This is a genomic window from Actinosynnema sp. NPDC049800 (genome assembly GCF_040656635.1).
Taxonomy (GTDB): Bacteria; Actinomycetota; Actinomycetes; order Mycobacteriales; family Pseudonocardiaceae; genus Actinosynnema.
The window spans coordinates 110,723-127,442 of record NZ_JBFAMT010000001.1 but is presented as its reverse complement, the minus strand read 5'-3'; the positions used below and the strand labels follow the sequence as shown (position 1 = coordinate 127,442).

The window sequence follows — 16,720 nt, the reverse complement described above, 5'->3', positions numbered from 1 at the left end:
GATCGGTCGCCACCGGGAGTAGGGTCGGAGGAGATGAGCGTGGAGATCACCGCCGGCCCGCACGACATCGACGACGCTGCCCCCTCCGAGCTCGACGACGCGGTGGCAGCGGCCCAGTCGGTGCTGAGCAAGAGGTTCGGCGCACCGGTTCGGCTGGCCGACCCCGAGGACCTCGGGGGTGCCGGCCGGTCCGTGGTCGCGCGCGTCCGGGTGGCCCACACCCCGTTCTCGCTGCCCCGCACGCTGGTGGTCAAGCGCTACCCCTCGCCGGTGGCCGACCGCGACCCGTTCGCGCACGAGGTGGTGAGCCACAAGCTGCTCACCGCGCTGCCGTCCGAGGAGCGCCTCACCCCCGAGCTGGTCGCGCAGGACAACGCCAAGCGGCTCGTCGTGCTCGAAGACCTGGGCAAGGCGCCGCGGCTGGCGGAGAAGCTGCTCGGCTCCGACGCGCGTGCCGCGGAACGCGGCCTGCTGTCGTGGGCGCACGCCATGGGCCGGCTGCACGCGACGACCGCCGGGCGTGACGCGGACTTCGACGCGCTGATGCGCCGCCAGGGCGCGCAGTGCTGCGCCGACCCGATCGTGGTGGACGTGCACACGGCGTTGGCCGGGCTGCCCGAGCTGCTGTTCGACTCGTTGGAGGTCGACACGCCCGACTCCGTGCGCGCGTTCGCCGAGCAGGCCGTGCGGGGGTTCGTCACGTCCCGCCGGCGGGCGTTCAGCCCGTCCACGTCGTGCCCGGACAACCACCTCGTGACCAGCAAGGGCGTCCGGTTCCTCGACTTCGAGGGCGGGTGCGTGCGCGACATCGTGTTCGACGCGGCGTGCCTGCGGGTGCCGTTCCCGTCGTGCTGGTGCGCCTACGGGCTGCCCGCGGGCATGTCGGAGGCGATGGTCGCGGCGTGGCGGGCCGAGGTGTCCTCGGTGTGGCCGGACCTGGACGACGACGCGGTGTTCCTGCCGCGGCTGCTGGAGGCGCAGCTGCTGTGGGTGTGGCTCGGCACGTGGCGCGGGCTGCCGGGGCTGGACTCGTCGCTGCCGTCGGGTCACCGGCCGTTGGACTCGCCGCCGCGCGTGGTCGTGCTGACGTCCCGGTGGGTGCGGTTGCGGCAGGACGCGCTGGCGGCGGGCGCGAAGCACATCGCCGCGCACGCCGACGAGGTCATCTCGGCGCTGGTGTCGCGGTACGGCGCGCGGGCCGCGGAACTGCCGCTGTACCCGGCATTCCGATAGCGTTGGGCTGTTCGTCCCCGTCGCGTCACGTGGCTGCGCGATCGTTCCGGTGTGGCCAAGACGGTGCGCACGTTGGTGGTCCTCGGTGACTCGACGACGGTGGGCGTGGGCGACCCCGTGCCCGGTGGGTGGCGCGGCGTCGGCCCGCTGCTCGCGGCGGCGCTGCCGCACGCGCGGTACCTGAACGCCTCGTTCACGGGTGCGCGGGTGGCCTCGGTGCGGCACGAGCAGCTGCCGGAGGTCCTGCCCGCGCGGCCCGACGCGGCCGTGCTGCTGGTGGGCATGAACGACACGCTGCGGTCCGACTTCGACGCCCGGCAGCTCCACCTCGACCTGGACGCGATCGTGGGCGCGCTGGTTTCGGTCGGCTCCGCCGTGGTCACGGTGCGGTTCCACGACCACAGCCGGGTGTTCCGGTTGCCGGGCGCGTTGCGGCGGGCGTTGCGGGCGCGGATCGCCGAGCTGAACGGGATCATCGACGCGGTGGTGCGGCGGCACGGGATCGAGTGCGTCGATTTGGACCGGATGGAAGGCGCGTACTCGGTGCAGACGTGGGCGGTCGACCGGCTGCACCCGTCGGAGTCGGGGCACCGGCGGCTCGCGGCGGCGTTCGCGGCGCGGTTGGCGCGGGCCGGCTGCGAGGTGCCGGGCCGGGTGTCCCTGGTCTGCACGGGCGGGCTCAAGGTGACACCGCTGCACCACGCGGGCTGGCTCGTGGTGAAGGGGATCCCGTGGCTCTGGCGGCGTGGCCGCGACCTGGTCCCCTACGCGGCCACCATCGTGTACCGCTCCTGGGCGGGCCTGCCGGAGCCGCCGCGCTACGTCGTCGACCCGTCCGGTGCGGAGGCGGTGGCCGTGACGACCACCGCCCCGCCCGGGTGGCGTCAGCCGAGCTTGTAGACGGTCGACCCGCCGATCGTCTCGGCCGCGTAGTTCGCCGCCACCCACTCGCTGATCTCGTTGTCGCCGCGCGGCCCGCCGCCCATGCCGCCGCCGGAGACGAAGTAGCCGATCCGGCCGTCCGCCACGTACTGCCGGAACTCCTCCAGCGTGGGCGCGGGGTCGCCGCCGCTCCAGCCGCCGATGCCGATCACGGCCTTGCCCGAGGACAGCGAGAGGTCCGCCGCGCTCTGCGCGCTCACCGTCGCCGCCGCCCACGTGCCGGTGGTGGCCTTGAGCAGCTCGATCACCTCGGCGGAGGTCTCACCCAACGGGCCACCGCCCATCTGGCTCGCGTAGGACGGGGGACCGGACATCGGGATGGACCCGGAGTGCGGGGTGGCGGCCGTCGCCACGCCGAACGCCGCGGTGGAGAGCACCGAGGTGGCCAACGCGAGCGCGGTGACCCGGCGCACGCCCATCACGACCGCCGTGGCCACCAGCACGGTCAGCGCCGCCACGACCCAGCGCAGCGCGGGCAGCCACTCGCCGAACCGCTGGAGCAGCGCGAAGCCCCAGAACCCGGCGGCGGCGACCATCGCCGCCAGCGCGACGCGCACCGGCAGGTGCGCCCGGCCGCGCCACAGCTCCCGGCCGGCGATGGCGACGAGCGCGGCGACGCCCGGCGCGACGGCGACGGTGTAGTAGGGGTGCGAGATGCCGCTCATGAAGCTGAACACGATCCCGTTGCCCACCACCCACAGGCCCCACATGACCAGGGCCGCGCGGGTGCGGTCGGTGCGCGGCAGCCGGCGGGTGAACCACAGCCCCGCGACCACCCCGACGAGCGCGGCCGGGAGCAGCCACGAGATCTCGGCGCCCATGCTCGCGCCGAACAGCCGGCCGATGCCGGTCTCGCCACCGAAGCCCAGGTTGGCGTTGCCGCCGCCCGCGATGACGCCGCCGCCGCCGCGTCCGCCGAAGATCCGGCCCAGGCCGTTGTAGCCCATGGCCAGCTCCCACAGCGAGTCGTCGTCGGACCCGCCGATGTAGGGGCGCGACTCGCGCGGCCACAGCTCGACCAGCGCGATGAACCACCCGGCGGACACGACCACGGCGAGGCCCGCGCCGAGCAGGTGCAGCAACCGCTTGGGCAGCGTGGTCGGCGCGGCGAGCAGGTAGGCGGCGGTGAACGCGGGCAGCACCAGCAGCGCCTGCCCCATCTTGGCCAGGAACGCGAACCCGACCGCGACGCCCGCCAGCGCGAGCCACCGGCCGGAACCCTTCTCCAGCGCGCGCACGGTGCAGTACGCGGCGGCCACCATCAGCAGCACCAGCAGCGCGTCGGGCAGGTTGAACCGGAACATCAGCACGGCCACCGGCGTCACCGCGAGCGCCGCGCCCGCGATCAGCCCGGCCACCGCGCCGGACGTGCGCTTCACCGTGGCGTACAACAACCACACGGCCAGCACGCCCTCGATCGCCTGCGGCGCCAGCACGGTCCAGCTGGAGAAGCCGAAGACGCGGGCGAACAGCCCGCTCACCCACAGCGCGGCGGGCGGTTTGTCGACGGTGATCACGCCACCGGCGTCGAGGCCGCCGAACAGCCACGCGGTCCAGCTCTGCGCGCCCGCCTGGGTCGCGGCGGCGTAGTAGGAGTTGCCCCAACCGGACGCGGTGATGTTCCACAGGTACAGCACCGCCGTGCCGGTCAGCAGCACGACCAGCGCGGGCGTGGTCCGGTTGCGGCCCGGCGGCGCCTTGGCGGTGGGTGCGGGCGCCGTCAGGGTTGCGGTGGTCATGGAAGGGTTCCCTAGGGTCGACGGTGTGGTCATGGAGTGGTCTCCGCGGCGCGGCGCGGCCGGAAGACCCAGTTGCGCAGCAACAGGAAGCGCAGCACGGTGGCGAGGAGGTTGGCGCCGACGACCGCGACCAGCTCGGCCGGGCCGCCGGGCGCGGCGAACAGGTGCAGCAGGGCCAGCGAGCCGCTGGTCAGGGCGAGGCCGAGGCCGAACACGAGCAGCCCTTCGAACTGGTGGCGGCCAGCGCCGCGCCGGCCGCGCACGCCGAAGGTGAACCGGCGGTTGGCCGCGGTGTTGGCGATGGCGGTGACCAGCAGCGCCACCAGGTTCGCGCCCTGCGCGCCGAGCCCGCCGCGCAGCGACACGAACAGCAGCAGGTAGGCCAACGTGCTGATCACGCCGACCGCGGCGAACCGGACCAGCTGCCGGAACAACCCGGCGGGCACGCCCGGCGTCCGCGGTTCCAACGGCTGCCTCCCCAGCTGTGCCCGGAGCTCGCCGATCGGGATCCGCCCGCTCACCAGGCCGCGGGCCACCCGGACGACGCCTTTCAGGTCGGCCACGGCGGTCGACACGAGGTCCACCCGGCTGTCCGGGTCGTCCACCCAGTCCACCGGCACCTCGTGGATGCGCGCGCCGGCCCGTTCGGCGAGCACCAGCAGCTCGGTGTCGAAGAACCACCCGGTGTCCTCGACGTGCGGCAGCAGCCGCCGGGCGACGTCGGCCCGGATCGCCTTGAACCCGCACTGCGCGTCGGTGAACCGGGTGGCGAGCGCGCCGCGGAGGATCAGGTTGTAGCAGCGGGAGATGAACTCGCGCTTCGGCCCGCGCACCACCCGCGCGCCGCGGGCCAGCCGGCTGCCGATCGCCAGGTCCGAGTGCCCGGAGGTCAACGACGCCACCAGCGGCGCGAGAGCGGCCAGGTCGGTGGACAGGTCCACGTCCATGTACGCCAGCACGGCGGCGTCCGACGCGGTCCAGACCGCTTTCAGCGCCCGGCCGCGCCCCTTCTCCGCCAGGTGGACCGCGGTCACGCCGGGCAGCTCGCGGGCCAGCTCGTCGGCGACGGCGCGCGTGCCGTCCGTGCTCGCGTTGTTCGCGATGGTGATCCGGAACGTGTGGGGGAAGGTCTCGGTGAGGTCGGCGTGCAGCTTGCGCACGCACGGTGCGAGGTCGCGTTCTTCGTTGTACACGGGCACCACCACGTCGAGCACGGTGGTCGTCGTGAGCGTGGTCATGAGCTCACCCTCGGGCGCTTGGCTGGGCGGCTCGTGTGTCATCGCTGTGCGCCGGCTGTGAGGTCGTAGACGTCGACGCCGTCGACGGTCGTCGCGGTGAACGCCTCCGCCACCCACTCGGCGATCCGCTGGGACGCGTCGCTGCCCGTCTCGGCCGGCATCAGGGCCCCGCCGAGGAAGTAGTGGATCCGTCCACTTCGGACCAGCTCCTGGAACTCCGCCAGGGTCGGCGCGGGATCGGTGCCGTTGAACCCGCCGACGGCCATCACCGGCGCACCGCTGTCGAGCTGGTAGCCGGCCGCGTTGTTGGAGCCGACGGCCGCCGCCGCCCAGGTGAAGCCCTCGCTGCCGCGCAGCAGCGCCACCAGCTCGTCGCCCGGCGTCGGCGCGTTGAGCAGCCCGCCCATCCCGCCACCGCCGGCGCGGACGTTGTTCGTCGCCCCGCCGGGGCCCATGATGACGAGCCCGCCGGGTCGGTTCGTCAGCGCCGGACCGGCGCTGGGGATCGCGCCGGAGTGCGGTGTCGCGGCCGTCGCCATCGAGTAGGCCCCCGGCCCGAGCAGCGCGGCGACGACGGCGACCGGCACGACCACGGCGGCGGGCGCGGAGGCGGCGAGGAACAGGCCCACCGCCCCGACCAGGCCGAGGACCAGCACGACCGCGGCCAGCGGGGCGGACCAGTCCAGCAGCAGCAGGTAGCACTGCAGCGCGGTCACGGCCAGCGCGCCGGACAACGCCGCCGCCGCCACGGGATCCTGCCGCCTGCGCCACAACGCGACCGCGCCGATCCCGGTCAACGCGCCGACCGCGGGCGCCAGCGCGACCGTGTAGTAGGCGTGGATGATGCCGTTCATGAAGCTGAACACCACGGCGGTGACCACCAGCCAGCCGCCCCACAGCGCGAGCCCGACCCGCTCGGTCGCGCGTCCGGCCCACCACCCGGCGACCAGGAGCACCAGCGCGGTCGGCAGCAGCCAGGCGATCTGACCGCCCATCTCGTCGCCGAGCAGCCTGGCCCACCCGCCCGAGCCCCGACCGCCGCCGCCGACGCTGCCGATCTCCTCACCGGTCAACCGGCCGAGACCGTTGTAGCCCAACGCCAGCTCCAGCACGCTGTCCGCCTGCGAGCCGCCGATGTAGGGCCGTGACCCGGCGGGTGTCAGCTCCACCGCCAACACCCACCAGCCACCGGCGACGACCACCGCGCCCAACGCCGCGCCCAGGTGCCAGACCTTGCGCAGCAGCGGGGCCGGCGCGAACGCCAGGTACACCAACCCGAACGCGGGCAGCACCAGGAACGCCTGGAGCATCTTCGCCAGGAACGCGAACCCCACCGCCACGCCCGCCAAGACCAGCCAGCGCACCGAGGCCTTCTCGGTGGCGCGGACCGTGGCGTACGCGCCCGCCACGAGCAGCAGCAGCATCAACGCGTCGGGGTTGTTGAACCGGAACATCAGCACCGCCACCGGCGTCAGCGCCAGCACCGCGCCCGCGATCAGCCCGGCCGCCTCACCGGCCGCGCGGCGCACGGCGGCGTGCAGGAGCCACACGCTCGCCACGCCCATCAACGCCTGCGGCACCAGGATGCTCCAGGCGTTGACGCCGAACAGCCGGGCCGACAGACCCATGACCCAGGTCGCCGCGGGTGTCTTGTCGACGGTGATCGCGCCGGCCGGGTCGGTCGCGCCGAAGAACCACGCGTGCCAGCTCTCGGCGCCGGCCTGCGCGGCGGCGGAGTAGTAGGCGTTGGCCCAACCGGAGTCGCCCAACCGCCACAGGTACAGCACCGCCGTCCCGGCCAGCAGCAGCAACAGGGGGAGTCTCGCTCGCATGGGGCCGAGCCTGTCGGCGAACCCTGGGCGGTCCTTGTGCCCCGGCTGTGAGCGGGCTGTGCGCGATCACGCCCCCGGGCGGGTCACCGCGGCAGGTGCACGGTGAACGTGGTCCGGCCGGGCCTGCTCGCCAGCCGCACGGTCCCGTCGTGCGAGGCCACCACGGCGGCCACGATCGACAGGCCGAGCCCGGTGCTGCCGGCCGCGCGGGACCGCGACGTGTCGCCCCGGCTGAACCGCTCGAACACCTCGCCCTGCCGGTCGGGCGGGATGCCGGGGCCGTCGTCGCTCACCGACACCCGCACCCCACCCTCCACAGTGGACAACGTCGTGATGACCGTGGTGCCCGGCGGCGTGTGCGTGCGCGCGTTGGACAGCAGGTTCGCCAGCACCTGGTGCAGCTTGTGCGCGTCACCGGTCACCTCGACGGCGTCGGGCGGCAGCTCCAGCCGCCACTCGTGCTCGGGACCGGCGATGCGGGCGTCGCTGACCGTGTCGACCACCAGCCGCGACAGCTCCACCGGGTCGCGGGCCAGCGGACGTCCCGCGTCCAGCCGGGCCAGCAGCAGCAGGTCCTCCACCAGCGACGTCATCCGCACCGCCTCGGACTCCACCCGCCGCATGGCGTGCCCGATCCGCGGCGGCACCTCGTCGGACGTGCGGCGGGTCAGCTCGGCGTACCCGCGGATCGCGGCCAGCGGGGTGCGCAGCTCGTGGCTCGCGTCCGCGACGAACTGCCGGACCCTGGTCTCGCTGGCGTGCCGGGCCTCCAGCGCGCTGCCCACGTGCCCGAGCATCCGGTTCAGCGCCAGGCCGACCTGGCCGACCTCGGTGCCCGGGTCGGCGTACTCGTCGGGCACCCGCTCGGCCAGCGCCACCTCGCCCTCGTGCAGCGGCAGCTCGGCCACCCGGCTCGCGGTCGCGGCGACCCGTTCCAGCGGGCGCAGCGTGCGGCGCACGATCAGCGCGCCCGCCAGGCTCACCGCGACCAGCCCGGCCAGCGCCACGCCGCCGAGGATCCAGCCCATCCGCCGCACCGTCGCGTCGACGTCGGCCATCGGCAGCCCGGTGATCACCTTCGTGCCGGTCGGGGTGGTGGTGGCGATCATCCGGTGGTCGCCCAGCTCCTCGCCCAGCCACACCGTGCGCGGCCGGCCGTCCGCGGGCACCTCCTCGGCCAGCGCGGTGACGTCGGTCGACAGCCTGGTCCGGTCGCCGCTGCCCCGGGCCAGCCGCTCGGCGTTGGTGCCGCCGTCGGGGTGCTTGATCAGCACCAGCGTGCCCGGACCGAACCCGGGCTGGTCCAGCGGGTCGGCCAGGCCCGGGAACGGCGGCGGCGGCACGTCCCGCCGCACCCTGGTCGTGGTGTCGACCAACTGGTCGTCCAACCGGGCGATCAGGGTGTCCCGCAGCGCGAACCCGGTCGCCACGCCGATGATCGCGCACACGACCGCCAGCAGCACCACCTGGGCCGCCACCAGCTTGGTCCGCAGCGGCCAGCCCGCCGTCCGCGACGGGCGCTCAGGCGGAGGGCTTGAGGACATAGCCCGCGCCCCGCATCGTGTGGATCATGGGCGTTCTGCCCGCGTCGATCTTCTTGCGCAGGTAGGAGATGTACAGCTCGACGATGTTGGCCTGCCCCCCGAAGTCGTAGCTCCACACCCGGTCCAGGATCTGCGCCTTCGACAGCACCCGCTTGGGGTTGCGCATCAGGAACCGCAGCAGCTCGAACTCGGTCGCGGTGAGGTCGATCGCGACGCCGCCGCGGCGCACCTCGCGCGTCTCCTCGTCCAGCACGAGGTCGCCGACCACCAGCTCGGTGCCCGCGCCCGCCTCGGTGACGCCGGTGCGGCGCAGCAGGCCGCGCAGCCGCAGCACGACCTCCTCCAGGCTGAACGGCTTGGTCACGTAGTCGTCGCCGCCCGCGGTGAGCCCGGCGATCCGGTCCTCGACCGCGTCCTTGGCGGTGAGGAACAGCACCGGCAGGCCGGGCAGGTCCGCGCGCAGCCTGCGCAGCACCTCCAGCCCGTCGAAGTCGGGCAGCATCACGTCCAGCACCACCACGTCGGGCCGGAACTCGCGCGCGACCCGGACGGCGGACGTGCCGTCGAGCGCGGTGCGGACCTCCCAGCGCTCCATCCGCAACGCCATGGACATCAGCTCGGCCAACGTGGACTCGTCGTCCACCACGAGGACCCGCACCGGACTTCCGTCCGGGCGGCGGAGTTCAGGGGACGTCCCCGAAGCGGACACTGGGCGCATGCTCCGATCCTGGACCCGGCGGTTGAGCCGGACCTGTGCCGCTCCTGTGTACCACCTGTGAACCCGCCCGACCGGCCGCGGCGCACGCACAGGCAGCGCCCAACGGCCGCACAGCCGGCTCACAGGCTCGCCCGAGACGGTGGTCGCCATGACTACCGAAACCGAGCAGCACCCGACCTGGGGTGAAGAGCCGCCGCCGCAGGCCGCCGCTGCGGGAACCGGCTGGAACGGCCGCAAGAGCCTCGCCGCGGTCGCGATCGCCCTCGGCATCGCCGCCGTCGGCGGTGGTGTCATCTACGCCGCGAGCAACTCCGACGCGGCCCGGGGCATGGGCGGGCCCGGCGGGTACGGGCGGGCCAACGGCGGCCTGGTGATCATGGGCGGCCCGTTCGGCGACACCCAGCACGGCGAGTTCCAGAACGGCGAGGTCACCGAGGTCGGCGACTCCTCCATCACGGTGAAGAGCGCCGACGGGTTCAGCGAGACCTACCTGGTCGACGACGACACGCAGGTCAACGGCGGCCAGGGCGACCTCGACGACATCGCCGCGGGCGACGTCGTGACGGTGATCGCCGGTGAGCCCACCGGGTCCGCCGACGGCAAGGCCACCGCGGACAGCATCATGGAGGGCAACATGATGCGCGGCGGGCCGCAGCAGAAGCAGGGCGACGGCCAGCCGCCCGCCAGGCAGGGCGGCCCGACCGACCAGCAGGGGACCCCGCCGACCCGGTAGAACTACGGCATGACCCGACTGGCGCTCTCGGCACTGCTGGCAACCCTGGTCCTGTTCGGGGCGTCGCCCCACGCGCACGCGCACACCGAGCTGGTCTCGAGCGACCCGGCGAGCGGCGCGTCGCTGGCGCAGCGGCCCACGCTGCTCACGCTGACGTTCACCGAGCCGGTGCCCGCCGAGAGCGCCGAGGTCACCGTCATGGCCGTCGACGGCAGCGCCTGGCCGACGGGCGAGGTCACCGCCGACGGCGCGAAGCTGACCGTGCCCCTGCTGGAGTCCTCGTCGCCCGCCGGGCAGCACACGGTGACGTGGCGGGTCGAGTCGCTGGACGGCGACTTCGTCGACGGCACGTTCGCCTTCACGGTGACCGCGCCGCCGGCGCAGCAGCCGCCGGCCGCCACGACGCCCGCCGCGCCGCCCGCCGTGACGTCGGCGGGCGACGCCCCGACCACCTCGTCGACCACCGCCGCCACCGGCTCGGTGGCCACGCTCACCCAGTCGACCACCCGCGCGCCAGACCCGGCCGCCACCCCCGCCGCCGACGACGGCGGCGTGCCGCTGTGGGTGTGGATCCTGATCGTGGCGGTGCTGTCGGTGATCGGCATCGCCGTCGGCGTCGGCCTGAACCGGCGGGCGAAGGGCGAGGACGCGGAGAAGCCGGCCGAGTAGTCAACGGTCAATGGCTACGGTCGCCCCATGACCGGATCCCCTCTGCACCGCCGCGCCCTGCTCACGGGCGGCGCCGCGGCCGTGCTCGCCGCGGCCGGGTTCCGCACGGCGGCACACGCCGCGCCGGACGACCGGGCCGGCGGGCGGCGGTTCACCCTCACCGTCCTCGGCACCACGGACCTGCACGGCAACGTCTTCAACTGGGACTACTTCGCCGACCGCGAGTTCGACGACAGCGGGCACAACGACGTGGGCCTGGCGAAGCTGTCCACGCTGGTCAAGGCGGTCCGCGAGGAACGCGGCGCGCACCGCACCCTGCTCGTCGACGCGGGCGACACCATCCAGGGCACGCCGCTGGCCTACTACTACGCCAAGGTCGAGCCCATCGGCCGCCGCCGCGTGCACCCGATGGCCGCCGCGATGAACGAGCTCGGCTACGACGCCGCCGCGCTCGGCAACCACGAGTTCAACTACGGCATCCCCCTGCTGCGGGCGTTCGAGAAGCAGCTGGACTTCCCGCTGCTGGCCGCCAACGCGATCGACTCGGCCACCGGCGAGCCCGCGTTCCGCCCGTACGTGATCAAGACCGTGTGGCGGACCGGCGCGCCGCCGCTGCGGGTCGGCATCCTCGGCCTGACCAACCCCGGCATCGCGATCTGGGACAAGGCGCACGTCGACGGGAAGATGACCTTCCCGGGCGTGCTGGAGCAGGCCCGCGAGTGGGTGCCGAAGGTGCGCGCGGCGGGCGCGGACCTCGTGGTGGTCGCCGCGCACTCCGGTGCGGACCTGTCGTCGTCGCTCGGCGACCTGCTGCCCTTCCCGGAGAACTGCTCCGCCCTGGTCGCCGAGGAGGTGCCGGGCATCGACGCGATCCTGGTCGGCCACGCGCACACCGAGATCGCGCAGCGGTTCGTCACCAACAAGGCAACCGGCAGGCAGGTGCTGCTGACCGAGCCGCTGTTCTGGGGCAAGCGGCTGAGCCTGATGGAGTTCGACCTGGCGTGGACGCCGGGGCGGGGCTGGCGCGCCGAGGCGTCCCGCTCGCAGGTGCTCAACACCAACACCGTCCCCGAGGACCCGGCCGTCGTGCGGCGGCTGCGCGCCGACCACGACAAGGTGGTCGCCTACGTCAACTCCAAGATCGGCACGTCGAGGTCGGCGATGTCCGCCGCGACCGCGCGGTACGAGGACACCGCCGCGCTCGACTTCGTCAACCTCGTGCAGGGCACGGCGTTGAAGGCGTCGCTGACCGAGGCGTTGCCGGTGCTGTCGCTGGCCTCGCCGTTCAACAAGGCGGCGGCGATCCCGGCGGGCGACGTGTCGGTGCGCGACGTGGCCGGGCTCTACGTCTTCGACAACACGCTGTTCGGCGTGCGGCTCACCGGCGCGCAGCTCAAGGACTACCTGGAGCGGTCGGCGGCCTACTTCAAGGCGGTCGGCACGCCCGGGCCGCACCAGCCGGACGCGCTGACCAACGCGAACGGCACGCCGGACTACCTCTACGACGTGGCGGCCGGCCTCGACGCGCCGCTGACCTACGACATCGACCTGGCGCGGCCGGTCGGGCAGCGGATCACCGGGCTGGCCTACGACGGCGTCGCGGTCACGGCCGAGCAGGCGTTCGCGGTGGCGGTGAACAACTACCGGCAGTCCGGCGGCGGCAACTTCCCGCACATCGCGACCGCTCCGGTGCTGCACAACCAGCAGCTGGAGATCCGGCAGCTGATCATCGACTGGGTGCGCGAGCGCGGCGAGATCGACCCGGCCGCGTTCCACCGGGTCGGCTGGCGGCTGGTCGTCGACGGCACGCCGGTGGTGGTCGGGTGACGTTGCCGGACATCGTCGGGCCGGGGTTGGACGTGCTGTTCTGCGGCATCAACCCCGGCCTGCTGTCGGCGGCCAAGGGGCAGCACTTCGCCCGGCCGGGCAACCGGTTCTGGCCGGCGCTGCACCTGTCCGGGTTCACGCCGCGCCTGCTGACCCCCGCCGAGCAGGACGAGCTGCCGCGGTACGGGCTGGGCATCACGAACCTGGTCGCCCGGCCGACGGCGCGGGCCGACGAGCTGACCGCCGAGGAGCTGCGGGCGGGCGGTGCGCGGCTGACGTCGTTGGCGCGGCGGCACCGGCCGAAGGTGGTGGCGGTCGTCGGCGTGACGGCGTACCGGGCCGCGTTCGGGCGCAAGGCGGCGGCGATCGGCCCGCAGGAGGAGACGATCGCGTCGTCGCGGCTGTGGGTGCTGCCGAACCCCAGCGGGCTCAACGCGCACTACCAGCTGCCCGCGCTGGCCGAGGTCTTCGGCCGGTTGCGGCTAGAGGTTGCGCAGGCCGACTAGCACCCGTTCGAGCAGCGTGAAGTCCGCGCCGGTGGCCGCGGCGGCGTTGTCGTGCATGGCGACCACGCCCATCGAGATGAGGTCGCCCAGCAGGACCCGCGCCACCCCGAGCGGCACGGCCAGCAGCGCGGAGACCTCGGCGACCGACCGGGGGTAGTTGGCGCACAGCTCCACGATCGACCGCTGCTCCGCGGTGCTCTCCCGCATGGCGATCGCGATGCCGTCCCGCTCCAGCGAGACCAGGGTCTCCAGCCTCAGGTCGTAGTCGGACGCCGTGCGGCCGCCCGTCCACGCGTAGGGGCGGACCAGGGGACCGGAGAACTCCTCGGCGGCGGGTTCCGGCTCGTGCTCCGGCCAGGGCTCGCGGTCGGGCCGGGGTTCCGGCGGCTCCACGTAGTCGTAGGGTGCGTCGAACGGCGCGGTCTCCTCGAGGGGGTCGTCCGGCTGCTCGTCCAGGCTGCGCCGGAGCGCGGCCGAGCCGAACCGGGCGCCCGTGGCGCCCACCTCGCCCCGTAACGACCTCCGCCGCCGGGGCGGCTCGGGCTGTTCCGTAGGCTCTTGCTCGAGACTGCGCCGCAACGCGGGCGAGCCGAACCTGGCGCCGGTCGTGCCGACGTTCCCGCGCAGGGACCGGCGGCGTCTGCGCTCGCCGCCGGTCGGCTCCGGGTCAGAGCTGCCTGTGCTCACATTCCGGGAACCGTAGACCGAACCACGTTCGGTTGATGTCGGGCGTGTTTCGACTCCGTGCAATCCTCGTTAACCGCGGCACGTGCGGACGCACGTGCACGCTGGAGGATGATGGGACGATGCGCATCCGCGAGGTCGAGATCTCCGACGACATGATCAGGTTGGGCCAGTTCCTCAAGCTGGCCGGCTTGGCGGACAACGGCGCGCACGCCCGTGACCTGGTCGAATCCGAGGAGGTCACGGTGAACGGCCGCCTGGAGACCCGCCGCGGCGCCCAGCTGCGCCACGGCGACGTGATCGCCGTGGGCCCGGAGAAGGCCCGCCTGGTTACCGGTCGCTAGCACCGGGGCCTTGCGGAGCCCCGCAACCGGCTCCGCGCCCCCGGTCGGGCTGGCGGCGCGGCGATGGCCGTGGTCCGGGTGCTCAGCGCGGCGGGGTGCCCTGGCGGCGGTAGGCCCACTCCTCGTGCCAGCAGTGCGGGTAGACGCCTCGCTGGAAGTAGGCCGCCACGCCGTCGATCGGGGCGGTCGCGCGGTCGTGGTAGAGCAGCCAGTAGGGCAGCACGGTGGCGACGACCCAGTTCACCACGACCAGCGGCAGGTAGAAGGGGCCGAACAGGCGCGCCTGGAACACGTGCACGGCCTCGTGCTCGTCCACGCCCATCGCGATGCCGGCCTGGACCGGCCGACCGTGGTGGCGAAGCCCTCGATCACCCCGTCGCGCAGGCCCAGCGTGCCCCGGTGCCTGCTGAACGCCGCGTCCACCCGGTTGCCGCGCGCCAGCGCGTAGGCCAGGAACGCCGCGCCCGCCACCGTGTTCGGCAGGCTCCACGTGGCGTCCAGCACGGCGAGCCCGACCCCGCGGGAGCCGCGCGGGTACAGCCGGGTCCGCCACGCCCACGCGCCGTGGAACGCGGCCAGCAGTCCGGCGATCACCGACACGACGACCACGGGGACCATTGTGGCCCGAAAAGTGGCCGTGGTCACTCTCCACCGACCCGCTTCGGTAAATGTCGAACAGTTCCTCACCCGAAGTGCCCGATCCGTTGCGCCGAATAGCTGCTGCCGCACTGTGAATGGGTGATCGCAGTCCGCTGCGGTGCGGTCTCGGCGCAGGGCCTTAAGTCCTTATTCGGACGCATTCCGGCCCGGTTCGGACCCCGCCCGGAAACTCGCTGTAACGGAACCCGTCCCAGATCCGATTGACGTGTCCCGCGTGCGCACGGGCGATCACCGGCCACTGTGGACCGAGGCGTCCCGGTGTTCGGGCAAGCCTTTCCGCAGCGCGGACCGGTGACCCGAAGTCACTCGACGACCCGTCTCGGTGTGCGGCGACCATCGTGCCGGGGAATGGCCGTCCGGCGGACGTGCACCGTGTGTAACGCGCGCCGCCGGTGCGACGAATGACGGTTTGGCGAGGCGAGAAATCGCCGGCCGCACATTTGCCGTACACCACGCGGGTCCGTCGGGGATGCCCTGCGAACGTGCAACGCCGAACCGGCCCAACCCGGGGAGTACCACGATGAGCGAGCAGGTCCAGCCGACGCGACGCAGACCGGTCGCAGGGCTCGGCGCCGCCCAGGACACCGACCAGGGCGCCACCCGGCGCACCGCCGAGCACGCCACCCAGCGCACCACCAGCCCCACGGTGGGCAGTTGGGAACCCGCCTACCGCTACGGCGTCATCGCCGCCGACATCGTGTGCACCGTCCTGGTCGTCGTGCTCGCGGGCTTGCTCCTGTCCGCCCGCCACGCCTCGGTCGGCCCGCTGTCCTTGTTAGGGCTGCAAGCGGTCACGGTCGCGGTGATCGTGGGATCGCTGTTCCTCGGCCGCGTCTGGAACCCGATGGTGCTCGGCCAGGGCGCGGAGGAGTTCCGCCGCCTCGGCCGCGGCCTGTTCGGGTCCGTCGTCGCGCTGGGCCTCGGCGCGCTCGCGGCCGGGCTGCCGGGCGCCCGCCTGTGGGTGTTCGTGGTCGGACCGGCGGTCGCGCTGGTCGCCTTCCCGGTCCGCTACCTGCTGCGCCGCCCGCTGCACCGCGCCCGGGGCGAGGGCCGCTGCCTGCTGCCGGTGCTCGCCGCGGGCAACCTCGACACCGTCACCGACCTGATCGGCCGCACCCGCCGCGCGCCCCACCTCGGCTGGCGCGTGGACGCCGTGTGCACGGTCGACGGACGCGCCGAGATCGGCCTGGAGTTGGACGGCGTGCCGGTCGTCGGCCGGTTCGGCGACCTCGGCGAGCAGGTCCGCCGCGGCGGCTACCGGATCGTCGCGGTCACCGCCGACGCCTACTGGACGCCGCGCCGGCTCCAGCGGCTCGCCTGGGACCTGGAGGGCACCGGCACCGAGATGGTCGTCGCGCCCGCCCTGATGGACTTCGCCGGACCCCGGCTGCACGTCACCGGCGTGCTCGGGATGCCGCTGCTGCGGGTGAGCGAGCCGTCGTTCACCGGCTTCCGCCGCGTGGTCAAGACGGCCGTGGACAAGGTCGGCTCGGCCCTGCTCGTCGCGCTGCTCACCCCGGTGCTGCTGGCCGTCGCCGTGGCGATCATGGTCGACACCCGCGGGCCGGTGCTCTACCGGCAGCGCCGCGTCGGCAAGGACGGCGTGCCGTTCACCATCCTCAAGTTCCGCACCATGGTCACCGGCGCCGACGCGCTGCGCGCCCAGCTGCAAGCGGTGAACGAGGGCGCGGGCGTGCTGTTCAAGATGCGCCGCGACCCCCGCGTCACCGCCGTCGGCCGGTTCCTGCGGCGCTACTCGCTCGACGAGCTGCCGCAGCTGTTCAACGTCCTCACCGGCGCCATGTCGCTGGTCGGCCCGCGGCCGCCGCTGCCCGAGGAGAGCGCGAAGTACGGCCCCGACATGCGCCGCAGGCTGTTGGTCAAGCCGGGCCTGACCGGGCTGTGGCAGGTCTCCGGGCGCAGCGACCTGTCGTGGGAGGAGTCCGTGCGGCTCGACCTCCGGTACGTGGAGGAGTGGTCGCTCGCACTGGACGCGTTGATCTTGTGGAAGACCTTCCGGGCCGTGTTCGGCGGCCAGGGGGCCTACTGAG

The 16,720-nt window shown here is 73.7% G+C and carries 16 protein-coding genes; 8 read left to right on the top strand and 8 right to left on the bottom strand.

The features are described from left to right. Positions 1 to 33 precede the first annotated feature (33 nt). On the top strand, positions 34 to 1,233 hold the full coding sequence (locus AB0I91_RS00600) for a hypothetical protein (protein ID WP_498772478.1): 1,200 nt from the start codon (positions 34 to 36) through the stop codon (positions 1,231 to 1,233). A 51-nt stretch (positions 1,234 to 1,284) separates the two neighbouring features. Next, the gene (locus AB0I91_RS00595) at positions 1,285 to 2,133 is read left to right on the top strand and encodes an SGNH/GDSL hydrolase family protein (protein WP_498772480.1); all 849 of its coding nucleotides are present in this window, start codon (positions 1,285 to 1,287) and stop codon (positions 2,131 to 2,133) included. On the opposite strand, the gene AB0I91_RS00590 is transcribed toward AB0I91_RS00595, so the two are convergent. The 5 genes from AB0I91_RS00590 to AB0I91_RS00570 form a co-directional block, all read right to left on the bottom strand. Further along, a complete protein-coding gene (locus tag AB0I91_RS00590; protein ID WP_499634448.1) occupies positions 2,118 to 3,914 on the bottom strand; it encodes a glycosyltransferase family 39 protein in 1,797 nt (598 codons plus the stop codon). The two genes, AB0I91_RS00595 and AB0I91_RS00590, sit on opposite strands and share 16 nt — an antisense overlap. A 29-nt stretch (positions 3,915 to 3,943) precedes the next feature. After that, positions 3,944 to 5,152 carry a bifunctional glycosyltransferase family 2/GtrA family protein gene (locus AB0I91_RS00585; protein ID WP_498772484.1) on the bottom strand — a complete coding sequence of 403 codons (1,209 nt, stop codon included), beginning with the start codon at positions 5,150 to 5,152 and terminating at the stop codon, positions 3,944 to 3,946. 38 nt (positions 5,153 to 5,190) lie between these two features. After that, the gene (locus AB0I91_RS00580; RefSeq protein ID WP_499617412.1) at positions 5,191 to 6,984 is read right to left on the bottom strand and encodes an ArnT family glycosyltransferase; all 1,794 of its coding nucleotides are present in this window, start codon (positions 6,982 to 6,984) and stop codon (positions 5,191 to 5,193) included. An 83-nt stretch (positions 6,985 to 7,067) separates the two neighbouring features. Then, complete coding sequence (locus tag AB0I91_RS00575; protein WP_498772488.1) at positions 7,068 to 8,528, bottom strand: sensor histidine kinase; 1,461 nt, start codon at positions 8,526 to 8,528, stop codon at positions 7,068 to 7,070. Further along, positions 8,506 to 9,246: a response regulator transcription factor gene (locus tag AB0I91_RS00570; RefSeq protein WP_498772490.1), complete on the bottom strand. Its 741-nt coding sequence runs from the start codon at positions 9,244 to 9,246 to the stop codon at positions 8,506 to 8,508. The genes AB0I91_RS00575 and AB0I91_RS00570 overlap by 23 nt, the downstream gene beginning before the upstream one ends. Positions 9,247 to 9,394: 148 nt before the next feature. Here AB0I91_RS00570 and AB0I91_RS00565 point away from each other — a divergent pair, with 148 nt between their 5' ends. From AB0I91_RS00565 to mug, 4 genes are read left to right on the top strand one after another with little or no spacing between them, the layout of a single operon-like run. After that, positions 9,395 to 9,979: a hypothetical protein gene (locus AB0I91_RS00565; RefSeq protein WP_498772492.1), complete on the top strand. Its 585-nt coding sequence runs from the start codon at positions 9,395 to 9,397 to the stop codon at positions 9,977 to 9,979. Positions 9,980 to 9,988: 9 nt separating this feature from the next. Further along, positions 9,989 to 10,648 carry a copper resistance CopC family protein gene (locus AB0I91_RS00560; protein WP_499634444.1) on the top strand — a complete coding sequence of 220 codons (660 nt, stop codon included), beginning with the start codon at positions 9,989 to 9,991 and terminating at the stop codon, positions 10,646 to 10,648. Between the two features lie 27 nt (positions 10,649 to 10,675). After that, positions 10,676 to 12,475, top strand: coding sequence for a bifunctional metallophosphatase/5'-nucleotidase (locus tag AB0I91_RS00555; RefSeq protein ID WP_499634441.1), 1,800 nt, complete (start codon positions 10,676 to 10,678; stop codon positions 12,473 to 12,475). Continuing rightward, complete coding sequence (mug, locus tag AB0I91_RS00550; RefSeq protein ID WP_498772498.1) at positions 12,472 to 12,981, top strand: G/U mismatch-specific DNA glycosylase; 510 nt, start codon at positions 12,472 to 12,474, stop codon at positions 12,979 to 12,981. The genes AB0I91_RS00555 and mug overlap by 4 nt, the downstream gene beginning before the upstream one ends. Here mug and AB0I91_RS00545 read toward each other — a convergent pair. Continuing rightward, positions 12,958 to 13,485, bottom strand: coding sequence for a DUF742 domain-containing protein (locus AB0I91_RS00545; protein ID WP_499634438.1), 528 nt, complete (start codon positions 13,483 to 13,485; stop codon positions 12,958 to 12,960). The two genes, mug and AB0I91_RS00545, sit on opposite strands and share 24 nt — an antisense overlap. 302 nt (positions 13,486 to 13,787) lie before the next feature. On the opposite strand from AB0I91_RS00545, the gene AB0I91_RS00540 reads away from it, so the two are divergent. Beyond that, positions 13,788 to 14,009 (top strand): RNA-binding S4 domain-containing protein, encoded by a 222-nt coding sequence (locus AB0I91_RS00540; RefSeq protein ID WP_498772502.1) that lies wholly within the window; start codon positions 13,788 to 13,790, stop codon positions 14,007 to 14,009. Between the two features lie 82 nt (positions 14,010 to 14,091). Here AB0I91_RS00540 and AB0I91_RS00535 read toward each other — a convergent pair whose 3' ends face one another. Together AB0I91_RS00535 and AB0I91_RS00530 are read right to left on the bottom strand one after the other, a co-directional pair. Continuing rightward, positions 14,092 to 14,307, bottom strand: coding sequence for a hypothetical protein (locus AB0I91_RS00535; protein WP_499634436.1), 216 nt, complete (start codon positions 14,305 to 14,307; stop codon positions 14,092 to 14,094). Beyond that, entirely contained in the window at positions 14,250 to 14,618 is a 369-nt protein-coding gene (locus AB0I91_RS00530) for a hypothetical protein (protein ID WP_499634434.1), read from the bottom strand. The genes AB0I91_RS00535 and AB0I91_RS00530 overlap by 58 nt, the downstream gene beginning before the upstream one ends. A 571-nt stretch (positions 14,619 to 15,189) precedes the next feature. Between AB0I91_RS00530 and AB0I91_RS00525 the strand changes: the two genes are divergently transcribed. Continuing rightward, complete coding sequence (locus AB0I91_RS00525) at positions 15,190 to 16,719, top strand: sugar transferase (RefSeq protein ID WP_499634431.1); 1,530 nt, start codon at positions 15,190 to 15,192, stop codon at positions 16,717 to 16,719. The last annotated feature ends 1 nt before the right edge of the window (position 16,720 follow it).